The 19,294-nt window shown below is 44.7% G+C and carries 21 protein-coding genes and 1 tRNA gene; 17 read left to right on the top strand and 5 right to left on the bottom strand.

Annotated features, from left to right (window positions below; genetic code table 11):
- The first annotated feature begins 33 nt into the window (after nt 1-33).
- From rplK to DEG18_01845, 5 genes are all read left to right on the top strand, one after another.
- Complete coding sequence (gene rplK / locus DEG18_01865; GenBank protein ID HBX58332.1) at nt 34-456, top strand: 50S ribosomal protein L11; 423 nt, start codon at nt 34-36, stop codon at nt 454-456.
- Between the two features lie 104 nt (nt 457-560).
- On the top strand, nt 561-1,283 hold the full coding sequence (locus DEG18_01860) for a hypothetical protein (GenBank protein HBX58331.1): 723 nt from the start codon (nt 561-563) through the stop codon (nt 1,281-1,283).
- 70 nt (nt 1,284-1,353) lie between these two features.
- Nucleotides 1,354-2,262 (top strand): FAD-dependent thymidylate synthase, encoded by a 909-nt coding sequence (locus DEG18_01855; GenBank protein HBX58330.1) that lies wholly within the window; start codon nt 1,354-1,356, stop codon nt 2,260-2,262.
- A gap of 49 nt (nt 2,263-2,311) precedes the next feature.
- On the top strand, nt 2,312-3,808 hold the full coding sequence (locus DEG18_01850; GenBank protein HBX58329.1) for an Asp-tRNA(Asn)/Glu-tRNA(Gln) amidotransferase subunit GatB: 1,497 nt from the start codon (nt 2,312-2,314) through the stop codon (nt 3,806-3,808).
- Nucleotides 3,809-3,810: 2 nt separating this feature from the next.
- The gene (locus DEG18_01845) at nt 3,811-4,038 is read left to right on the top strand and encodes a hypothetical protein (protein ID HBX58328.1); all 228 of its coding nucleotides are present in this window, start codon (nt 3,811-3,813) and stop codon (nt 4,036-4,038) included.
- Here DEG18_01845 and DEG18_01840 read toward each other — a convergent pair.
- Complete coding sequence (locus DEG18_01840) at nt 4,027-4,935, bottom strand: tRNA (adenosine(37)-N6)-dimethylallyltransferase MiaA (protein ID HBX58327.1); 909 nt, start codon at nt 4,933-4,935, stop codon at nt 4,027-4,029. The two genes, DEG18_01845 and DEG18_01840, sit on opposite strands and share 12 nt — an antisense overlap.
- A gap of 50 nt (nt 4,936-4,985) precedes the next feature.
- Here DEG18_01840 and DEG18_01835 point away from each other — a divergent pair, with 50 nt between their 5' ends.
- Complete coding sequence (locus DEG18_01835; GenBank protein ID HBX58326.1) at nt 4,986-5,453, top strand: hypothetical protein; 468 nt, start codon at nt 4,986-4,988, stop codon at nt 5,451-5,453.
- Nucleotides 5,454-5,527: 74 nt separating this feature from the next.
- Here DEG18_01835 and DEG18_01830 read toward each other — a convergent pair whose 3' ends face one another.
- On the bottom strand, nt 5,528-7,315 hold the full coding sequence (locus DEG18_01830) for a threonine--tRNA ligase (protein ID HBX58325.1): 1,788 nt from the start codon (nt 7,313-7,315) through the stop codon (nt 5,528-5,530).
- Between the two features lie 97 nt (nt 7,316-7,412).
- Between DEG18_01830 and DEG18_01825 the strand changes: the two genes are divergently transcribed.
- Both DEG18_01825 and DEG18_01820 read left to right on the top strand, forming a co-directional pair.
- Nucleotides 7,413-7,718: a hypothetical protein gene (locus DEG18_01825; GenBank protein HBX58324.1), complete on the top strand. Its 306-nt coding sequence runs from the start codon at nt 7,413-7,415 to the stop codon at nt 7,716-7,718.
- The gene (locus tag DEG18_01820) at nt 7,715-7,900 is read left to right on the top strand and encodes a hypothetical protein (protein HBX58323.1); all 186 of its coding nucleotides are present in this window, start codon (nt 7,715-7,717) and stop codon (nt 7,898-7,900) included. Before DEG18_01825 ends, DEG18_01820 begins: the two co-directional genes overlap by 4 nt.
- Nucleotides 7,901-8,360: 460 nt before the next feature.
- Here DEG18_01820 and DEG18_01815 read toward each other — a convergent pair whose 3' ends face one another.
- Entirely contained in the window at nt 8,361-11,570 is a 3,210-nt protein-coding gene (locus DEG18_01815) for a DNA polymerase III subunit alpha (protein ID HBX58322.1), read from the bottom strand.
- Nucleotides 11,571-11,740: 170 nt separating this feature from the next.
- On the opposite strand from DEG18_01815, the gene DEG18_01810 reads away from it, so the two are divergent.
- The 7 genes from DEG18_01810 (at nt 11,741) to DEG18_01780 (ending at nt 16,525) form a co-directional block, all read left to right on the top strand.
- Entirely contained in the window at nt 11,741-11,956 is a 216-nt protein-coding gene (locus DEG18_01810) for a 50S ribosomal protein L32 (protein ID HBX58321.1), read from the top strand.
- A gap of 3 nt (nt 11,957-11,959) precedes the next feature.
- A complete protein-coding gene (gene nusB / locus DEG18_01805) occupies nt 11,960-12,502 on the top strand; it encodes a transcription antitermination factor NusB (GenBank protein HBX58320.1) in 543 nt (180 codons plus the stop codon).
- A gap of 85 nt (nt 12,503-12,587) precedes the next feature.
- Nucleotides 12,588-13,280, top strand: coding sequence for a ribonuclease III (gene rnc / locus DEG18_01800; GenBank protein ID HBX58319.1), 693 nt, complete (start codon nt 12,588-12,590; stop codon nt 13,278-13,280).
- Nucleotides 13,281-13,737: 457 nt separating this feature from the next.
- Complete coding sequence (locus tag DEG18_01795; GenBank protein ID HBX58318.1) at nt 13,738-14,337, top strand: hypothetical protein; 600 nt, start codon at nt 13,738-13,740, stop codon at nt 14,335-14,337.
- Between the two features lie 153 nt (nt 14,338-14,490).
- Nucleotides 14,491-14,877 carry a 30S ribosomal protein S16 gene (gene rpsP, locus DEG18_01790; GenBank protein ID HBX58317.1) on the top strand — a complete coding sequence of 129 codons (387 nt, stop codon included), beginning with the start codon at nt 14,491-14,493 and terminating at the stop codon, nt 14,875-14,877.
- A 74-nt stretch (nt 14,878-14,951) separates the two neighbouring features.
- Nucleotides 14,952-15,587 (top strand): threonylcarbamoyl-AMP synthase, encoded by a 636-nt coding sequence (locus DEG18_01785; protein ID HBX58316.1) that lies wholly within the window; start codon nt 14,952-14,954, stop codon nt 15,585-15,587.
- A 128-nt stretch (nt 15,588-15,715) separates the two neighbouring features.
- Complete coding sequence (locus DEG18_01780) at nt 15,716-16,525, top strand: bifunctional 5,10-methylene-tetrahydrofolate dehydrogenase/5,10-methylene-tetrahydrofolate cyclohydrolase (GenBank protein ID HBX58315.1); 810 nt, start codon at nt 15,716-15,718, stop codon at nt 16,523-16,525.
- A 47-nt stretch (nt 16,526-16,572) separates the two neighbouring features.
- Here DEG18_01780 and DEG18_01775 read toward each other — a convergent pair whose 3' ends face one another.
- On the bottom strand, nt 16,573-17,070 hold the full coding sequence (locus DEG18_01775; GenBank protein ID HBX58314.1) for a hypothetical protein: 498 nt from the start codon (nt 17,068-17,070) through the stop codon (nt 16,573-16,575).
- Nucleotides 17,071-17,322: 252 nt separating this feature from the next.
- Nucleotides 17,323-17,406 (bottom strand) — tRNA-Leu (locus DEG18_01770).
- 220 nt (nt 17,407-17,626) lie between these two features.
- Here DEG18_01770 and DEG18_01765 point away from each other — a divergent pair.
- Together DEG18_01765 and DEG18_01760 are read left to right on the top strand one after the other, a co-directional pair.
- Nucleotides 17,627-18,391: a hypothetical protein gene (locus tag DEG18_01765; protein HBX58313.1), complete on the top strand. Its 765-nt coding sequence runs from the start codon at nt 17,627-17,629 to the stop codon at nt 18,389-18,391.
- Nucleotides 18,392-19,267 carry a chromosome partitioning protein ParB gene (locus DEG18_01760; GenBank protein ID HBX58312.1) on the top strand — a complete coding sequence of 292 codons (876 nt, stop codon included), beginning with the start codon at nt 18,392-18,394 and terminating at the stop codon, nt 19,265-19,267.
- The last annotated feature ends 27 nt before the right edge of the window (nt 19,268-19,294 follow it).

Below are 19,294 nucleotides of genomic sequence, written 5' to 3'. Positions count from 1 at the left end.
TTGCATCGCTTCTAAGCAATCTAATTTAAAGAAATGGCAAAGAAAATAAAGACAATTGTAAAACTTCAGGTTGAAGGTGCAAAGGCTACGCCGGCGCCTCCAGTTGGCACGGCTTTAGGTCCTCATGGAATAAATCTTCAGCAGTTTGTGCTTCAATTCAATGAAGCTACAAAGGATAAGCCAGGAGAGGTTACTCCAGTTGAGATAACTATTTTCGAGGACAGAACATTCGAATTCAAGCTCAAGACCCCGCCAGCCGCCTACTTGATAAGAGTTGCAGCCGGCGCTGATAAGGGTTCTGGAGAGCCAAACAAGAAGAAGGTTGGCTCAATAACTCAGGCCCAACTGAAGGAGATAGCCGAGAAGAAGATGCTAGACCTTAACGCCAATGATATCGAAGGTGCGATGAAAGTTATCGCTGGCACAGCTCGATCCATGGGCATAGAAGTTAAGTAGAATTTTAAACTAAAACCCCCACTAGGTGGGGGTTTTAGTTTATCCACTTTAGTTTTATTAGTTTTTTGATAGGCTTTCATAAACTAGTTCTTTGAGAGGACGCCATGATACCAAACGGATTGCCCGGTGCGTTTATTGTTTTCGAAGGTATGGATGGATGTGGCAAGACAACAATATCTGAGATGTTGAGCAGGCTTCTTAGGTACGATCCGCGATATCGAGCGAAAGGAGCCATAGGGCTCAGTGAGAATCTTATCGTTACCAGTACTGCTAAGCCAATCGAAATCGTTGAGACAAAAGAGCCTGGTAAGAGCAGACTCTGGGGCGGGAGGATATATCAAGAGCTTCCGAAGCCAGTTGGTGTACATACGATGGATCCATTCGGTTTTCAGAAGTGGTATGCCCTCGACAGCGCCGAAAATTTGGAAACGATCATCGTCCCAAGTTTGAAACTCGGCAAGCTAGTTATTAGCGATCGATTTAGGCCGTCTATGGTTTATGGTGCTCAGAGTCTAAAAGATATTCAAAGGCTGATGCGCATGAATGAAGTCATTATTGGCAGACACTTTATCTGGCCAGATCTAATCCTCATATTCGATGTCCCAATTAGTGTCGCTGCTGAGAGGCTCGCCAGGAAGGGTCGACCTATCGACCAATACGAGCGAGGTCCAGTTCTTGAGCGGGTAAGGCGAAATTATAAACTGTTCGCCGAAAATTATCCTAATTGTTATGTCATCGATGCTGCAAGATCGCCAGAAGAGATTCTGGAAGAGGTTCTCGGTTTAGTGATTCCGGTTTTGGTAGCCAAGGGCATCATGGTTTCATAAGGGGATAACTACCCCTTTTTTGTTTATTATTTTTTGATAAAGTAATCGCAGCTTCTTGAAAGGATAGCTTATGATAATCCTGCCAGATCGGATAAACGAGCAAGCCAATTCGACCTTGCGCCCAATATCTATTGGCGCGGAGAAGTGGTTGTATCGACCCATACAATGCCTAGACCATGGCTATGTATATCTAGTTGATTATATGGGCAACGATGAAGCGATCGCCGAAGCGGCGCGCACTTCCTATGGTAAAGGCACCAAGCAAATTCGTCGAGATAGGGGGTTGATCAGATATCTTCGAAGGCACGTACATACCGGTCCTTCGGAGATGGTCGAATTCAAGTTCCATTGTAAAATGCCAATCTTTGTCGCTAGGCAATGGATCCGTCATCGTACGGCGAATGTGAATGAGTATTCGGGAAGATATTCGGAGATGCTGGATGAATTCTATTTGCCATCGCCGGAAGTTATCCGAAGACAATCCAAAACGAATCGCCAGGGACGAGGCGATGAGCTTGATCCTGAGACCCAGGCTACTGTTCTCGAGTTGCTAAAGTCGGAGTATGAAGGCCAGTTTAAGGGCTACAAGAAACTTCTTGAGCTAGACGTAGCTAAGGAGTTGGCTAGAATCGGATTGTCGCTCGCGAGCTATACCCAATGGTATTGGAAGCTTGATCTCCATAACCTGATGCACTTCTTGAGACTCCGCCTAGATGCGCATGCCCAGTACGAGATTCGTGTATATGCCCAAGCCATGGCGACGATAATTAATGATGCCGTACCGGCATCATTCGAAGCCTTTGAAGACTATCAACTCTATGCGCTTACATTCTCGAGGCTTGAGCTAGATATACTTAGCCAGAACCAGTGGCCTAAGGACCAAGCGGATATTTTGAAAATCGGCGAAGATACATTCGGGGACAGGCTAGAAGCCCAGGAATTTCTAGAAAAGTTAAGGCGAGTTAATTTTGTGATTTAAGCCCCTGCCGGGGCTTTTTTTTATAGATAAATAGTGATAAATTGGTCTTATGCGTAAACCAGTTATCGGTTTAGAAATTCATACTGAACTCAAGACAAATACGAAGATGTTTTGCGATTCGTTAAACGATCCGAACGAAAGACACCCTAACATAAATATCTGTCCAATCTGCATGGGTCATCCGGGCACGTTGCCGGTAGCCAATAAAGAAGCTATCGAAAAAACAGTTATGGCTGGGTTGGCGTTAAATTGTTCGATAAATGAAGAAACTTTTTTTGAGAGGAAGAACTATTTTTACCCTGACTTGCCGAAAGGTTATCAAATTACTCAATATCAAAAACCGTTTTGCGAGAAGGGCTATCTTGAGATAGGTGAAGGGAAAAACATCAGGATTACGAGAATACATCTCGAAGAGGATGCAGGTAGGCTTCAGCACGTGCCCGACAAAGACTACTCACTAGTGGATTATAACCGAGCCGGCGTGCCTCTTATGGAGCTTGTCACCGAGCCGGACTTTGAGAACGGTCAGCAGGTAAAACAATTTGCCGAAGAGTTGCAACTAATTTTTAGATATTTAGGCGTTTCTGATGCCGACATGGAGAAAGGCCAGATGCGGGTTGAGGTCAATATCTCGCTTACAAATGACGATGGGTCGTGGGGAACGAAGGCCGAGATAAAAAATCTGAATTCGATCAGAGCCGCGGCCGGAGCGGTTGATTATGAGATACAAAGACAAGGTGACATCCTAGATGAAGGCGGTAAGATAATTCAAGAAACCCGAGGCTGGGACGATTCGAAAGGAGTAACATTCAGTCAACGCTCGAAAGAGGAGGCTCATGATTACAGATACTTTCCAGAACCAGACTTACCGCCAGTAAGAATCGATGCCAGCTGGTTGGAGTTAATAAAATCAAGGATGACCGAATTACCAGCTCAACGACGTGTCCGTTTCCTTGGATATGGATTGAATAAATCCCAGATTGAAGTTTTCACGATAGCTAGGCACTTAGGAAATTATTATGAGCACGTGGCCAGCGAAATCGATTCCGCAGCCAAAGATTATCATCATAAAAAAGGCTTACCCGGAGATTTCTCGAGTGAGTCTGGAGTTGCTAGTAAGCTTCATTCTATGGCGGCTAATTATATTATCACCGAATTCCCGCCGCTGTTTAATATGAAAGGCATGGAGATTGATGATGTCGAAGGACTAAACATAACGCCAGAATCATTTGCTGAGCTGATGGTTTTAATTTTTCATAAAGAGTTGTCGTCGACTGGGGCAAAGGTTGTCATGAAAGAAATGGCCGAGACTGGTCTACATCCAGAGCAGATCATGAAAGAAAAAAACTTGGGACAGGTATCTGATGCTGGCGAGCTTGAATCTATCATTCAAAAAGTTATAGACGACAATTCGAAAGCGGTCACTGATTACAAGGCGGGCAAAGAGGCTTCACTCAAATTCTTAGTTGGCATGGTGATGCGTGAATCGAAGGGCAAGGCCAATCCACAAGTGGCCGAGGAGTTAATTAAAAAACTAACCAAATAAAAATGTTTAAATTTCTCGCAAAATTAGTTAATTGGGAATCAGTAAGAGGTGGGGATCAGTCGACGGCAAAAAGATTTGCCGATATCCAATCCAGGGAAGGGGTGCTTGCTAAGGAGAGAGAGGCCGACGCATTAAGGCTTAGGCAAGAAGACCTTAGAAGACAAAGAGACGGATCTGAACCCGCGAAAGGCGCTGAAGAGACTGATCCACACAGCGAGCTAAGAATGTAGGAATTTCTTAACCAGGCCGAAGGCCTGGTTTTGTTTTTTAGGATTGATCCAAGCTATATCCTTATTTCTCTTAAACCAAGTCGCCTGTCTCTTTGAGAATTTTATGATATCTCTATATAGCCCTTCGGCCATTTCTTGGCGACTTGTCTTGCCTTGGAGGTATTCCGAAATCCAGCGATATTCCAATCCAAAACTAAAGAGGCGTTTATGGCTCAGGCCAGCGGCAGAAAGCTTTTTAATCTCACTGACCAGCCCTTGTCTCAAGCGCTTGTCTAGGCGTATTTTTATGCGCTCAGTGAGTATCTTCTTGGGCCAGGTGATGCCAAGCCAGATAATCTCATAGGCTGATCCGTGAGACTTAACTGGTGGCACCGGCTTCCCGGTGGCGAATATAATTTCTAGGGCCCTAGTTAGGCGATATTTGTTGTGCTTATCAATGTTCTTAGATCTTTGAGGATCTAGCCTGGCCAGCTGTTTGAATAACTGTTCCGCTGTTTGTTTCTCAAGTTTCGCACGCAATTTTTTGTTTGGCGGAACATTTGGCAGGGAAGTGTTATAAGCTAGGGCGTCGATCCAAAAACCAGTTCCGCCACAGACTATAGGCAACTTACCGCGAGAGATAATTTCGCTTATAGTTTTACCGCTAAGCTTTTGAAAATCCGATACGTTGAATTCTTTTTTAGGCGATGCAATATCGATTAGGTGATGCTTGACTAGTTTTTGTTCTTTCTTGGTGACCTTGCCGGTACCAATGTTCATGCCCCTATAAACCTGTCGGCTGTCGGCGGATATAATCTCGCCATTAAAATGGCGCGCCATTTTAATGGCGAGATCCGACTTACCCGAAGCCGTCGGTCCGAGTATGACTACAATTTTAGGCCTCTTCTTGACATCCATCGCAAATATATTAATATCACCTCAGCACGTTTCATGCAAGGAGCACCAGTATGGCCACGACTAAGCCTTTTAGGCAAATGATTATTGAAGCCCAGAACTCTGCTCAGGCAAAACGCGAAAAAGAAAGAATCAAGTGGTTAGAAGAAACAAGGCCCATTGTTGAGGGAGTGGCCAGAGGAATCTTTCTGGCGCTTACGAATAATGCCCGCATCATGAGAGACCTGGAAGGAGCTATCATAAGAGGCGCCAAGAGGTCTAGCGGGGTATCCAGCCAGACCCACTCGCTGGTTTTGCTGGTGAACTCTCCGACTAATGGGGATAAAATAGATAGGTACATAACCATGGCACGAGACGAGAGAATCCTGGCAATATTGAATAAGAGATTGGCAGAATTCGTAGAATCTAGAAAACGTTATGCTGGGCTTAGATTCACGATCTCAGAAGTCAACCACAAGGCACGTCAGGTGGACCAAATTGATCAATTGGTCTATGGGGTTGAGCTGACCGTTACTTGGTAGAGAAAAAAACAACCGCTTAATGCGGTTTTTATTTAAAATAAAACGCCGCTTCAGATTTGAAGCGGCGTTTTTGATTATATCTTATTCTTAATTTCCTCAGTGATCTGCTTTGTGAATTCGGCGATTTTAACTTGGCCAATATCGCCTTTGCCACGCTGGCGGACGGCGACCGCTTCGGCGGCAATCTCTTTATCGCCGACGACTAATAAATAGGGGACTTTCTGCATCTCAGCTTCGCGGATTCTTTTACCTAAAGTATCGTTGGCATCGCTGATCTCGGCGCGGACTCCAGCGGCGATTAAGTCGTTGTATACTTTTTGAGCAAAATCTTTTTGTTTTTCGCTTATGGGGATTATGGTTGCTTGCACTGGTGATAGCCAAGTCGGGAAAGCTCCGGCATAATGCTCGATTAGTATACCCATAAATCTTTCTAGCGATCCAAATATGGCTACATGCAGAACGGCTGGTCGTTGCTTGGAGCCATCGTGGGCAACGTAAGTCATGTCGAAATTCTCGGGCTGATTGAAGTCCAATTGCACGGTGGTGAGCTGCCATTCTCTGCCAATAGAATCTTTGACCATGATGTCTATCTTGGGACCGTAGAAAGCGGCTTCTCCTTCTTGGATAGAATAGGGCTTGCCCCAATTCTTAGCCGCATTTATGAGGATGTTTTCCGATTTATTCCAAAGCTCATTGTCTCCGAAATATTTTTCTTTGTTCTTTGGATCGCGGACAGAAATCTGAACTCTGAAATTATCAAATTTAAAGATGTTAAAAACTGTAGTCATTAGTCCCAAGATCATTTCAATTTCACTTTCTATCTGATCATGACGTACGAAGTGGTGGGTGTCGTCTTGGGTAATAGACTTGACTCTGGTTAGACCAGACAGTTCACCGCTTTTCTCATTTCTGTAGACAGTGGTATTCTCGGCAATGCGATACGGCAGATCTCGATAGCTATGAGGTTGAGCATTGTATATCTCAAAATGGTGAGGACAATTCATAGCTTTCATGACGTAGGTGCTACCTTCTTGGTCGGTCATGACTGGCATCATGGCGTCGTATTTACCCATGTGCCCGCTCTTAATATAGAGATCAGTTTTGGCGATGTGGGGAATGGCTACGAAGCTATAGCCTCTCTTTTCTTTTTCAGCTCTAATGAAATTCTCTAGTTCCGTGCGTACTCTGGCTCCACGAGGCAATAATAAGGGTAGACCAGGTCCGACTAGGGGGCTGAAAGCAAATAGGCCTAATTCTTTACCAAGCTTTTTATGATCTCTTTTTTCTGCTTCTTCGAGTCGAGCTAAATAGTTGCCTAGCGCGTCTTTGTCCTCAAAGGCGACGGCGTATAGGCGAGTCATCATCTTATTCTTTTCGCTGCCACGCCAATATGCTCCAGCGATTTTGGTCAGTTTAAATCCGTCTTTGGGCAAATCATTAGTTTTTTCAACGTGAGGACCTTTGCATAGATCCATAAATTGGCCGACTTTATAAAAGCTAATCTGCCCATCCTTTTGTTGTTCGATATCGGCTTCGGTTATGGCTTGTCGTTCTCCATTTTTGATTTCTTCGAGGATTTCTACTTTGTAATCTTGGCCATCATCCTTGTATCGTTTTATCGCTTCGTCTGCGGGTATGTACAGGTGCTCGACGAGAATGCCGCTGTCGATAATTGCGACCATCCTTTTCTCTATCTCGACAAAATCTGTTTCGGTAAACTTATGAGTAGAGTCAAAATCATAATAAAAACCATTTTCTACGATGGGACCTATACCGAACTTCGTGTCGGAATACATTTGTTGGACAGCCGCAGCCATGACGTGGGCGAGCGTATGTCGGATTGTTTCTATGGGATGTTTCATATCTCTACATGATAGCAAAGAGGGAGTTTTAAATGAAGGTATTGACGAGTATGCTATTTTATGATATACAGATTAAGCTCTTTGTATTGGAGGTAGTATGGACCAGATTATCCACGTAATTGGTTGGATTGGTTTGATCGCAATTGGGTTTCTAGCGTTCAGGTTGCTGGGTGGCTTAGTAGGCTTTTGGTTAAGTAAGCCTAATTGCCCAAAATGTGGCAAGCCCATGAGAAGAGAGCCGATCTTTAAGGTTGAGAAAAGTGAAGATCAGCATAAACAATATATCGTGCAGTGTGAGTTCAGCTGTCAGAGCTGTTCATATAAAAGCAATCGTGATGGCCCTGAAGGATTTGCATTTGTGTATACGCGCGAGTTAAGCCCTAATCAGGAGAAGGCCGAATGACCGAGAAAGAGAAGAAGGTAGTCGTGGGGGTTGCGGCCGGGGTGGTGGCGGTTGGCGCGGCTATTGCTGGCGTTGTCATCCATCGCAGGGGCAAGCGTCGCTGCGATCACTGTGGTGAACTGTTCGAGGCTGGCCAAGGTGGCGGGCAGTGTCCACACTGCCACCGCGTTTACTTCGCGTAGAAGGGAGAGGAAGAATGGAACCCATTTTGTTCGTCCCTGGTGTCTTGTCTCTGGTATTGCCAATCGCGATGGTGATCTTCGTGATCTGGTGCGTGGTGGGCGTCGTCCGATCGCGAAAGATGCTCAGCGTGGGATTGACCAGGCAGGAGTCCAGATCGTAGTCCTGGTAGCTGGGGCGGCAGTGAGGCCGCCCCAGCTACCAGGCTTTTTTATTTCCTTCTGAGAATTTAATGGCGGTCTTTTCCGCCTAAAAGAAAAAGACCGCCATTGTTTTTAGATCAAGCGAAGCCTCGCCTAATATTCGATACTCCGCAGGCAAATGAGTCTTTGAAGAGTAAGCCTCATTATATACAAAAACAACAGGTCAAGCGCCGAGCGAAGCGAGGAGGCAAGCGCGGGTTACCTGAAGATGAATGCAGACGAGGACTGGGACCGAATTTGGGAGAGGCGGAGCGTTTATTTATGCTAACGACGCCAGGCATTTAACATTGTCACATAATAACTTGAGTGATCCATCGCGGTCGTTGATTTTGCCTGTTGCGATAATGATAGAGTTCTCTTTCCATGTGTCTGGATATCTTTCTAGAACATTTGGGAAAACGACTACTTCTATCTTCGCGCCGATATCTTCTATCCACGAGAATAGCATCGGTTTTCCGGTCTTGGTTACTATTTTCTGTGTTTTTGTAATTATGCCGCCAACGCGTACGGTTCCGGCTCGGGCATTTAAATCTTTTATTTGAGTAACTTTCTCTAGCGTAAGCTGAGTCTGATATTCGTTGAGCGGATGATCGGAGACAAATAGTCCCAATAATTCTTTCTCCCACATTAATTTCTCCCAGCGTTGAACTGGTTCAGCGGTGAGTAACCTTAGCGGTGGCATAGAAACCTCGCTTGATCCGCCGAATAAGCTGATTTGGCCCGTGGATCGATGCTTTTGCTTCTCTCTGGCATATATTAAAAGCGAATCGGTGTTCGCAAGTAGCATATTCCTTTCTCCAAACGCATCTAAGGCGCCGCATTTAATTAAGCTTTCCATAGATTTTTTATTTAAGTCACGATTAGCGATTCTGGATATGAGATCTTCGAGATCTTTGAATGATCCATGGACTTCTCTCTCGTGGATAATGGCAGATACGACATTCTCTCCCACATTTTTTACTGCAGTTAACCCAAATCTAATCGCGGGAGCTACGCTGGGGTTTATTACGGCAAAGCGTTCAAAGCTCTGATTTATATCTGGCGACAGAACCTCGATCCCCATATGTTTACATTCTTCGATTAAGAAGGCTATTCTCTCGACGTCACCAGTCTCACTATTCATGAAGGCGGCCATAAATTCATATGGATAATTTGCTTTCAAGTATGCGGTTTGATAAGCGATGGTAGCATAGCAAGCGGCATGAGACCTATTGAAGGCGTATCTATTGAACGGTTCAACTAACGACCAAAATTCGTCAGCTATATTTTTGGGCGTACCCATCTTAGCTGCGCCTTCTTTGAATTTGCCTTCTTGCTCGTCTAATAGTTTCTTAATCTTTTTTCCGACTGCTTTTCTTAACACATCGGCTTCAGCGCGACTAAATCCAGCTAGAACACGGACGGCTTCAATTAGCTGTTCTTGATAGACCATAATCCCATAAGTGTTTTTTAGTACCGGAGCTAGACTCGGATGCAGATACTCGGTTCTTTTTTTACCGTTTTTGCGGGCGATGTAGTCGGGAATTAAATCCATAGGGCCAGGACGATATAGAGAAACCATGGCGATTATATCTTCAATCTCGCTTGGCTTTAGCTCTCTTAGGTAGCGCTTCATGCCCGAGCTTTCGAGTTGAAATACTCCGGTTGTTTGGGCTTGTTGCAGAAGTTTGAATGTTTTTTTGTCGTCGAGGGGAAGATTGTCTATGTTTATCTCGGTGCCGTAATTCTTTTTTACTAGTTCTAAAGTATTTTGGATTATAGTCAGGTTGGCCAATCCGAGAAAGTCCATTTTTAATAGGCCCAAATCTTCTACCGCATGCATCTCATATTGAGTGATTATATCGCCGTCATTAGTACCATTTTGAAGTGGCAGATATTCGGTTAGGGGTTCTGGGGTTATAACTACGGCGCAGGCATGGGTAGATGAGTGTCTAGCGACACCCTCTAGCTTGGATGCGGCGTCGATAAGAGCTTTTGCATCCGGATTGGTGTCGTAAAGATTTTTAAGTTCGGCGACCGTCTCGAGCGATTTTTTAAGATGTCCAGTTTTGTCAGTGTTCACCGCTATGGGGATCAGTTTTGCGATTTGGTCGCAAAAATCATAAGAGAATCCGAGAGCTCTGCCGGCATCTCGGATGCTACCTCGAGCAGCCATAGTTCCAAAGGTTATAATCTGGGCTACATGGTCTTTGCCGTATTTTTGGCCTACGTAAGCCAAGACTTCGTCGCGTCGAGCGTCATCAAAATCCATGTCGATATCCGGCATGGATATACGCTCCGGATTCAAAAATCTTTCAAATAGTAGATTGTACTTTAGGGGATCAATATTAGTTATATTCAATAGGTAGGCCACCAAGCTACCAGCCGCCGAGCCTCTGCCAGGGCCAACTACTATTCCATTAGATTTTGCCCAGTTAACAAAGTCCTGAACGATTAAAAAATATGAGGCAAAGCCTGTTTGAGCAATAACTCCCATCTCGTACTCAAATCTTTCGCGTATTTCTTTAGTTATTCCTGAGCCGAATCTCCTCTCTAGTCCTTCTTCCGCTAGTTTACGCAAAAAGGTCATGTCATCGGCATAGCCTTCGGGTAGTGGGAAATTGGGGAGTAGGGTTTTGCCGAGCGATATCTCGACGTTACATCTGTCGGCTATTTTGCACGTATTCTCAAATGCTTCGAGAATTATATCTTCTCCGAGGGGCTTAAACTTCTCAAACATTTCTTCGACGCTTAAAATCGAGAAATTGTCATCTCTCATTGTCATGCGGTCCTTGTCGTCTAAGCTGTTGCCAGTTTGTACGGCTAATAAAACATCGTGAGCGTGAGCATCGTCGGATTTCGCATAGTGGCTATCTTGGGTCGCAACCATGGGGATATTCAGCTCTTTGGCTAGCTTGATTATCTGAGGCGTTACGATATTTTGATCTTCAATGTGGGGGTGCTGTTGGATCTCTAGAAAGTAATTATTGACTCCAAATATTTGCTGGTATTCTAGGGCTATATCTTTCGCCTTGGCATAATTTTTAGCCATGATGGCGCGGGAAACTTCTCCGGCCAGACAGGCCGAACAAGCGATTATACCTTCAGAATATTTTCTTAGAAGCTCTTTATCTACGCGAGGTTTGTAGTAAAAACCGTCCAGATGGGCGGCGCTAACAATTTTTATTAAATTCTTGTAGCCGACGTTATTCTCGGCGATGAGGAGAAGGTGATAGCGCTTATCATCTATACCAGCTCTCTTGTCGCGCATGCCATTCTCGGCTATGTATATCTCACATCCAATTAATGGTTTAATTCCCGCTTTCTTGGCTTTTTTGTAGAACTCAATTGCGCCGTACATTACGCCGTGATCGGTTAGGCCGATAGCCGGCATATTAAGCTCTTTCGCGCGATTAACTATCTCATCAATACGAGATAGCCCGTCGAGTAGAGAATAGTGTGAATGTAGATGAAGGTGGGTTAGACGCATAAATTAACACCCAGTTTTTATTTTCTGGTTTTATATTTTTCAAATCCAATTATTAACTAATTCTAGCACTCGAGATTTTTGCCACAACTGTTGATAACGACGTATCGGCCCGATGCTTTGCATTTATCTAAATTGTATGTTAAAGTATCTTCTGTTAATTCATCAAAAATATGGCACTACCTAGACATCACATGGCCAAGGGTAAGCAGAAAAGGCGCAGGAGCCATCTGGCCCTTAAGGTCAAAAAAATGACAATTTGTCCTCATTGCAAGAAGTCTGTTATGCCCCACACCGTGTGTAAGTTTTGCGGTTTCTATAAGGGCAAGGAAGTAGTTAATGTGCTTGCAAAAGAACTAAAAAAGAAAGAGAAGAAACATTCTCATTAATTAATGGCTTCAAGACACCTATCAAGATCGGTGGCAATGCAGTCGCTCTATGAGTGGGATTTTAAGGGGCAAAAAGAGGGTAATTTACTAGAAGTAACCGACAGAAATGTAAAAGAATTTGCTTCTGGTTTAGAGGACCCAGCTTTCATCTATCAGCTTGTTAATGGCGTGGTTGAACATATGGCTGAGATTGATAAGATCATAGAAAAGGCAGCGCCTCAATGGCCCTTAGCTCAGATTGCTGCGATTGATAGAAATGTCCTAAGGCTTGGTCTTTATGAGCTTCTCTTTGGTAATAGGGACGAGGTTCCACCTAAGGTAGCTATTAACGAATCAATTGAGTTGGCCAAATCTTTCGGTGGCGATTCTTCCAGTAAATTCGTGAACGGAGTTCTGGGAACAATATATAGGGAAATTGGTGAACCGGGGAAAGATGATGCTCCAAAAGCTAAGGACAAGAAGGAAGATGAAGTTACCGATGATAACGCTAAAGCCGTAGAGGCGATTTCAACGGAGGAGGTAAGTGAGGCAGAGCTAGAACAGTAGAATTTTATAGATATTTGCACTAACCATGGATTAGGGATTATGAAAAAATATTTCGTAGTTCATAACTCATGGTTATTTTTTAAAGATGTCGGACGTAGACGTTTCTGTGCTAGAGAAAAATATTGGCGGAGAGTTTGAAGATAAGGACTTGCTACTGCAGGCCCTTACTCATCGATCATATATAAACGAAAATCCTAAATGGCGCCTAGACCACAATGAACGTCTGGAATTTTTGGGTGACGCAGTCTTGGAGTTGGTGATAACTGAGTATTTATACAATACCTATCCCAATCCAGAGGGGGAGATGACTAATTGGAGAGCTTCTCTTGTGAATGCGAATATGCTTTCCAAGATTGCATTGGAATTCGATCTAAATGCGTTTATGCTGCTATCTCGTGGTGAGGCCAAAGATACTGGTCGGGCTAGGCAATACATATTAGCCAATGCCATGGAGGCCCTTATTGGTGCCATATATCTGGATCGTGGCTATGCCGCGGCAAGTGCTTTTATACATAAGTTTGTGATAAAGGAGCTGTCTCATATTATCGAAAACGAGTTGTATCGCGATGCTAAAAGCCTATTCCAAGAGAAGGCTCAGGAGAAAATGAGCGTAACTCCAACGTATGAAGTTATAGAGGAGTGGGGCCCAGATCACGCTCGTAGTTTCAAAGTTGGGGTATTCCTGGGCAAAGAGATGACTGGTCAAGGCGAGGGTCCATCTAAACAGGAAGCCCAGCAAAAAGCCGCCGAGGATGCCCTTAAGAAGAAAGGGTGGTAGGCGCTCCACCTCTCCCATATTCGGTCCCAGTCCTCGTCTGCATTCATCTTCTTGAGTAAGCCTCATTATATATACAACAAAAACAACAGGTAACCCGCGCTTGCCTCCTTGCTTCGCTCGGCGCTTGACCTGTTGTTTTTGTATATAATGAGGCTTACTCTTCAAAGACTCATTTGCCTGCGGAGTACCGAATATGGGAGAGGCTTCGCTTAATTATGGAAGAATCGCAATTTCCTCTGAAGTGATTAAGACGTCGCTTGCTTGAATAAAATGGCTTGCCTAGGCCATTTTTGCTATTGCGATTTAGACGAATCTGTGGTATAATTAAAGGATAATAAAAGTACTTTAAATTTATTACTTGCGAGACAGTCATAGCTATTAGCTTCTGATGTTTGTCGGTATCTGGTAGCTATGACTGTCGTCCCGATGGTCCGCTAGCGCAACCCAAGGAGGTTGTATGGCTATCGATGTCTCTGCGTTGAGGGGACCGCTTGGAGAACTGATGGATCAGCTGTCTGGCGAGAATGGTCCAGCGCGATTCGAGGAGTTCAAGCTTTGGCTGAAGAAGGCCAACTTGCTTCTGCGCCGCATCACCACCGTGACCCTGCCCGCCGTCCCGCATTTCGTGGTCGCGGACCACTTCAGGGTCGACACCTCGAAGTCGGCCACAGTGAAAATCGGCTTCGTCGGCGACAACTTCAAGCGTGTCCTCCTCGGCAAGATCGAGGAAGGTGTCCAGGCTGCTACACTGGCCGTCGATACCCTGATCAAGGCATCTGTTGATGCCTCCATCCGAACCGAGCTTGGAAAGAAGCGAGAGATCGTGAACCTCGCTCACGTCTGGGCACTGATGAATAGTCAGCCCAACGGCGAGAACGGCGTTCTCTGCACTAACGGCTTCGCCAACATCTTCTACGTGGTTGGCCTTGACAGCAACGTCTGGGCCGTGGATGTTTGTTGGAATTCTTCTGATGAGAGCTGGCAAGTCGGTGCCGGTTTGGCTGCGGGTCCGCCTTGGTGGAATGCTGGCTGCCGGGTATTATCAAGAGTCGACTAGGTCTGACAGTTGCCAGATCGGTTCTTTGGTCAGTTGCTCATTTGGCCCGCACAGAGATGTGCGGGCCTCTTCGTTTTATTGAGGTAATTTGAATATTGTAATGACTCCGTCGGGTACTTGCCTGATTTTATTTTATCTGGTAGAATCTAAGCCATGCTTATAATTAGATTACAACGAGTCGGGAAGAAGGGTCAGGCCTACTTTAGAGTAGTTGTGACCGAGCATACTAAAAAGCCAAAAGGTGAAGCTCTTGAACTTTTAGGTTCTTACGATCCTCACCAGAAGAAATTGACCGTCAAGAAGGAAAAGATCATGGCGTGGATCAGTAAGGGAGCTCAAGTTTCGCCTACTTTGAATAATCTGATGGTTAACTACAAGATTTGGGATGCTCCAAAAGTGCAAAGCTGGAGAGTGAAGATTTCTGTTAAGACAAAAAAGGCAGAAGCCGCTAAGGCTAAGCAAGCTCCGGCGATTGTCGAGAAAATCGTAGAAGCCGGACCTCAAAAAACGGAAGATGTTCAAGAGGCAGTCGCGGCATAAACAAAAAATCTCAGACGACAGCCACGGGGCTGTTTTTTGTTGCCTTTATCTTTAATAAATTATAACCTAAGCAGATGGAAATACTTCGCATAGATTTAAATAAGGGCTACTCGGAAGAGATCGCTTTTGCTGTGGAAGTTTTGAAGAAGGGCGGCGTAATAATATATCCGACCGACACTCTTTATGGTATCGGTGCCAATGCGTTAAACCTCGTGGCTGTAGAGAAGATTTTCGATATCAAGGGCAGAGATTCGTCTAAGCCGATACCGATACTGGCTAGAAATATTAAATGGGTTAAGGAGATGGCCTACGTAAATAACTGGGAAAAAACTCTCGAAAAGATATGGCCGGGCAAGGTGACCGCCGTACTTGAGAAGAGAGACATAATTCCAAATAAGATTACTGCTGGCGGGAAAACGGTGGGCATAAGGATTGCTGATCATCCCTTAGTCGATAAAATATTGGCCAAGTTCGGATATCCGCTGACGTCATCTTCGGCTAATATCTCGGGTCAGGAACCTACTAACAATATTGATGAGATTATCTCGACGTTCGAAGGCAGAAAATATAAGCCAGATTTAGTTCTGGACGTTGGGACATTACCTAAATCCGACCCTTCCGTCGTCGTCGATTTTACTTCGAATAAACCGAAAATACTCAGAGTTGGACCATCTAAGCCAGAACAGCTGATGAAGATATTGGAGATATAGAGTGTGAAGATGTTATTTTCGAGAGGCCCGCGCAGGCGCGACGGCGCCGAGCGAGAGGGTGATTTTCCAGAAGGAAAATACAACCCGTACTCGAGAAAACAATATCTCCACACTCCCAAGCCGAGAATATGATAATTAATTGTAGATTTATTGCCGATAGGATATTGGAGAAAGTCAGAGCTGAGGCTGAAAGCCGAAGCTTAAGTTTGGCCTCGGTCCTTGTGGGTGACGACGAGAGATTGAGAAAGTTCGTTGAATTAAAACGAAAGGCCGCCGAAAGCGTAGGTATTGGTTTCAAATCGATGTTGCTTCCAGCAGATGCAAGCCAGGAAGATCTAGAGAAAGAGATCATTATATTAAATAATGACAGTTCTGTGGGCGGTATATTCGTCGAGTTACCATTGCCCAGTCAACTTTTGAGCCAGAAGGCGTTAGATACCGTAGCCGTAGAGAAGGACGTTGACGTTCTGTCGACTCAAGCCAAGGAATTATTCAGGCAGAATAAGTCTAAAATTTTACCGCCTACAGTGGCCGCTGCGAAAGCCATATTAGAAGAATTCAACATTGCCCCCAACTCTAAGAAGGTGGCTATTTTTGGCATGGGTAATCTAGTCGGTGAGCCGGCTTCTACGTGGTTCAAGGCAAATGGGGCAGAGGTCTTCGAGATAGATGAATTTACAAAAGAACCTGGAACCATATCGATAGGAGCTGATATAATCATAGCCGGAGTAGGGAAGCCGGGTTTGATTAAGTCGGATATGGTTAAGTCTGGTGCGGTGGTAATTGATTTTGGATATGGTCTGGTTAACGGTAAGACTGCGGGCGACGTTGATGCCGATGTTGCGGCTAAAGCTGGGCTAATAACTCCTGTGCCTGGTGGTGTAGGGTCAGTAATGATCGCGGCATTATTGGAAAATGTCGTAATGTTGAATAAATAAGGCCATGCTTGCCTGAGCATGTTTAATCGCAATTAAAAAGCCCCGGCTTAGGGCTTGGTGCTGAGGATCTCTTTGTAATCCCTCTCGATTTCTTCGATTTGTCTGAGAGCCTCCTTCTCTAGGCCTTTCCGGTCGTATGATGACATTGTATATCTAGCATCTGATCTAAACTCGAATTCGGGGCAATTTCTAACGACCTTGAAAGGGATTTTGGATCTATAAAGTTTTTGCTCGATCATATCGGCTAAAGGGCTACCGTCGTGGCATATCTTGAGCGTTGGGATATATCGAGACCAAGACGTCGGATTTGGCATATCGTCGGTCGGTTTTAAGTCAAGTAGTTCGGCTAACCGTTGTGCGGCCTCCCACGATGCATCTCGTATCTCGAGTATGCTTTCGCCTCCGCCGCCATCATTTACTGACAACTTTACAGTCTCTTTGACGGGATCATAACTCATGAAATAATGAGATTTTATCAGAAATTGTCGCAACACTGCGATGTCTATCGCCACGTTGTGAAGGATCATTTTGCTAGGACTTCTCATGGATCTCCTCCCGGGTAGACTGTAGGGATTTTAGGATAATAAAGATTAAAACGCAATGTGATTGTAAATTAAAACGACCGTTAAGGTCGTCCTAATTTGAAAATGTGCCCGAGGTGGGAGTTGGTCACAACTTTTTGCTTCGCAAAAGTCGCGACCCCGCCTCGCGTCGCCTTTGGCGACAAGCTCCGGCTTTTAACTGCCCACTCGCAAATCAAACATTTGACTTGCTCTCTGTCGCTTCACTTCGTTCAGTGCCCGAGGTGGGAGTTGAACCCACAATTCCGTAAGGAAACACGATTTTGAGTCGTGCGCGTATGCCAATTCCGCCACTCGGGCAAATATGCTCGGTAGGGCCTCGATCAAAAAACTGTTACCGAGTGTCGGCCCTGGGAAACTTTTATTTCCCGTCTAAACGCTTGTTCGTTTAGACCTACTCGGGTAAATTCGAAACCTAATTATCAAGCCATCTACAATAGATCAAATCTTATCATTTTTGCTATTTTTTTCAACCTTAATGCCAATTGCAAAAAAGAGGCGAGATGATATTATTAGATCAATGGCAAGAGTAATAGCAATCTGTAATCAGAAAGGTGGCGTGGGTAAGACTACTACCTCTGTTAATCTCGCCGCATATCTTGCCGCTCAGGGCAAGTATGTGCTACTTGTCGACTTAGATTCTCAGGCTAATGCGACCGTGGGGCTGGGAGTACATGTCGCTGACAGCCATCCTAACCTCTACCATGCCCTAGTTGTCGATCATAATCCGGAGACCATCATAAAGAGAACATCTATGTTTGGGTTCGATGTCCTCCCGTCTGCTCAGAGTCTAGCCGGCGCAACTGTCGAGTTGGTATCTATGGAGGAGCGGGAGAGTAGACTGAAGAAGGCCTTAAATTCGGTGAGAACTAATTATGATTATATATTGATTGATTGCCCTCCGTCTCTCGGATTGCTAACCATAAATGGTCTTGTAGCCGCTGAACGAGTTATCATACCGGTGCAGTGTGAGTATTATGCCCTAGAGGGACTTAGCCAGCTATTAAAAACGATTGATTTAGTTCGAGCTGGCCTTAATCCAGATTTGCAAGTATTGGGGGTAGCCCTTACAATGTATGATAAGAGGAATCAATTAGCGCGTCAGGTGGTAAACGAAGTTTTTAAAAATTTTCCAGGTAGAGTTTTTGATGCAATTATACCTAGGACCATCTCTTTAGCTGAGGCGCCAAGTTTTGGCAAAACAATATTGCAGTTCGACCCAAATTCAAAAGCGGCCAGGGCCTACAAGCAATTGGCTGATGAGGTAATAAAATATTCTAATTAAATGAAAAAACTTTTCGGATTAGGCAAGGGATTGGGATCATTGATTCCGGCTTCAACGGATGTAAGACCTCAGCTACAAAAGGAGAATGTCTTTTATGTTGAAATAAATAAGGTCAGGGCAAATCCTGACCAACCAAGACGAGATTTTGATGCCGATGGCATAAAAGAATTAGCTAAGTCTATTCGCAGGTATGGCATATTACAGCCGTTGCTAGTTACGAAAGTTGAAGAGGAAAATGCTAGAGGGATTGGGGTCTCTTATAATCTTGTTGCTGGGGAGAGAAGATTGAGAGCGGCCAGAGAGGCTGGATTGCCTCACGTTCCAGTTATAATCAGGGACGATTTTGATGAAGACAGAACAAGACTAGAAGTTGCTATGATAGAAAATGTCCAAAGGAAGGATCTTAATCCGATAGAAGAAGCCGAAGCCTATAGCCGATTTCAAAAAGAATTTGGCTTGACTCAAAACGAGATTGCCGAAAAAGTTTCTAAGTCTCGCGAGGTGGTGGCCAATGCTGTTAGATTATTAGGCTTGCCGCAGGATATGAAAGAAGCTCTGCGCGCTGAGAAAATATCTAGAGCCCACGCCAGAGCATTGCTTGCTTTTAATGACGAATCAAAGCAGCGCGACATATTTAATCAGATACTTGGAGGGGGACTATCGTCGAAAGATGTGGAGGGCATTGCTTCGGTAGAAAAAGCCAGATCTAAGCCCGGAGTCAAGCAAGAGAACAAATTCGGAGAGTTAGAAAAAAATCTTGGTCGTACCTTGGGCGTGCCGGTTCTCATCCAGGCTTCTACTGGCGGCGGTAAAATAGTAGTTAGATTCGCAAACTTAGAAGAGCTGAATCGAGTGGCTAAGACAATAATTGATTAGTTAATAAAATAAAATAATGGCCACGCT

The sequence above is a fragment of the Candidatus Yanofskybacteria bacterium genome, from assembly GCA_003514055.1.
Classification (GTDB): Bacteria; Patescibacteriota; Minisyncoccia; order 2-02-FULL-40-12; family GWA2-44-9; genus UBA12115.
Note: the sequence above shows the minus strand (reverse complement) of the source record. Positions and strands in the feature narration are given on the sequence as shown.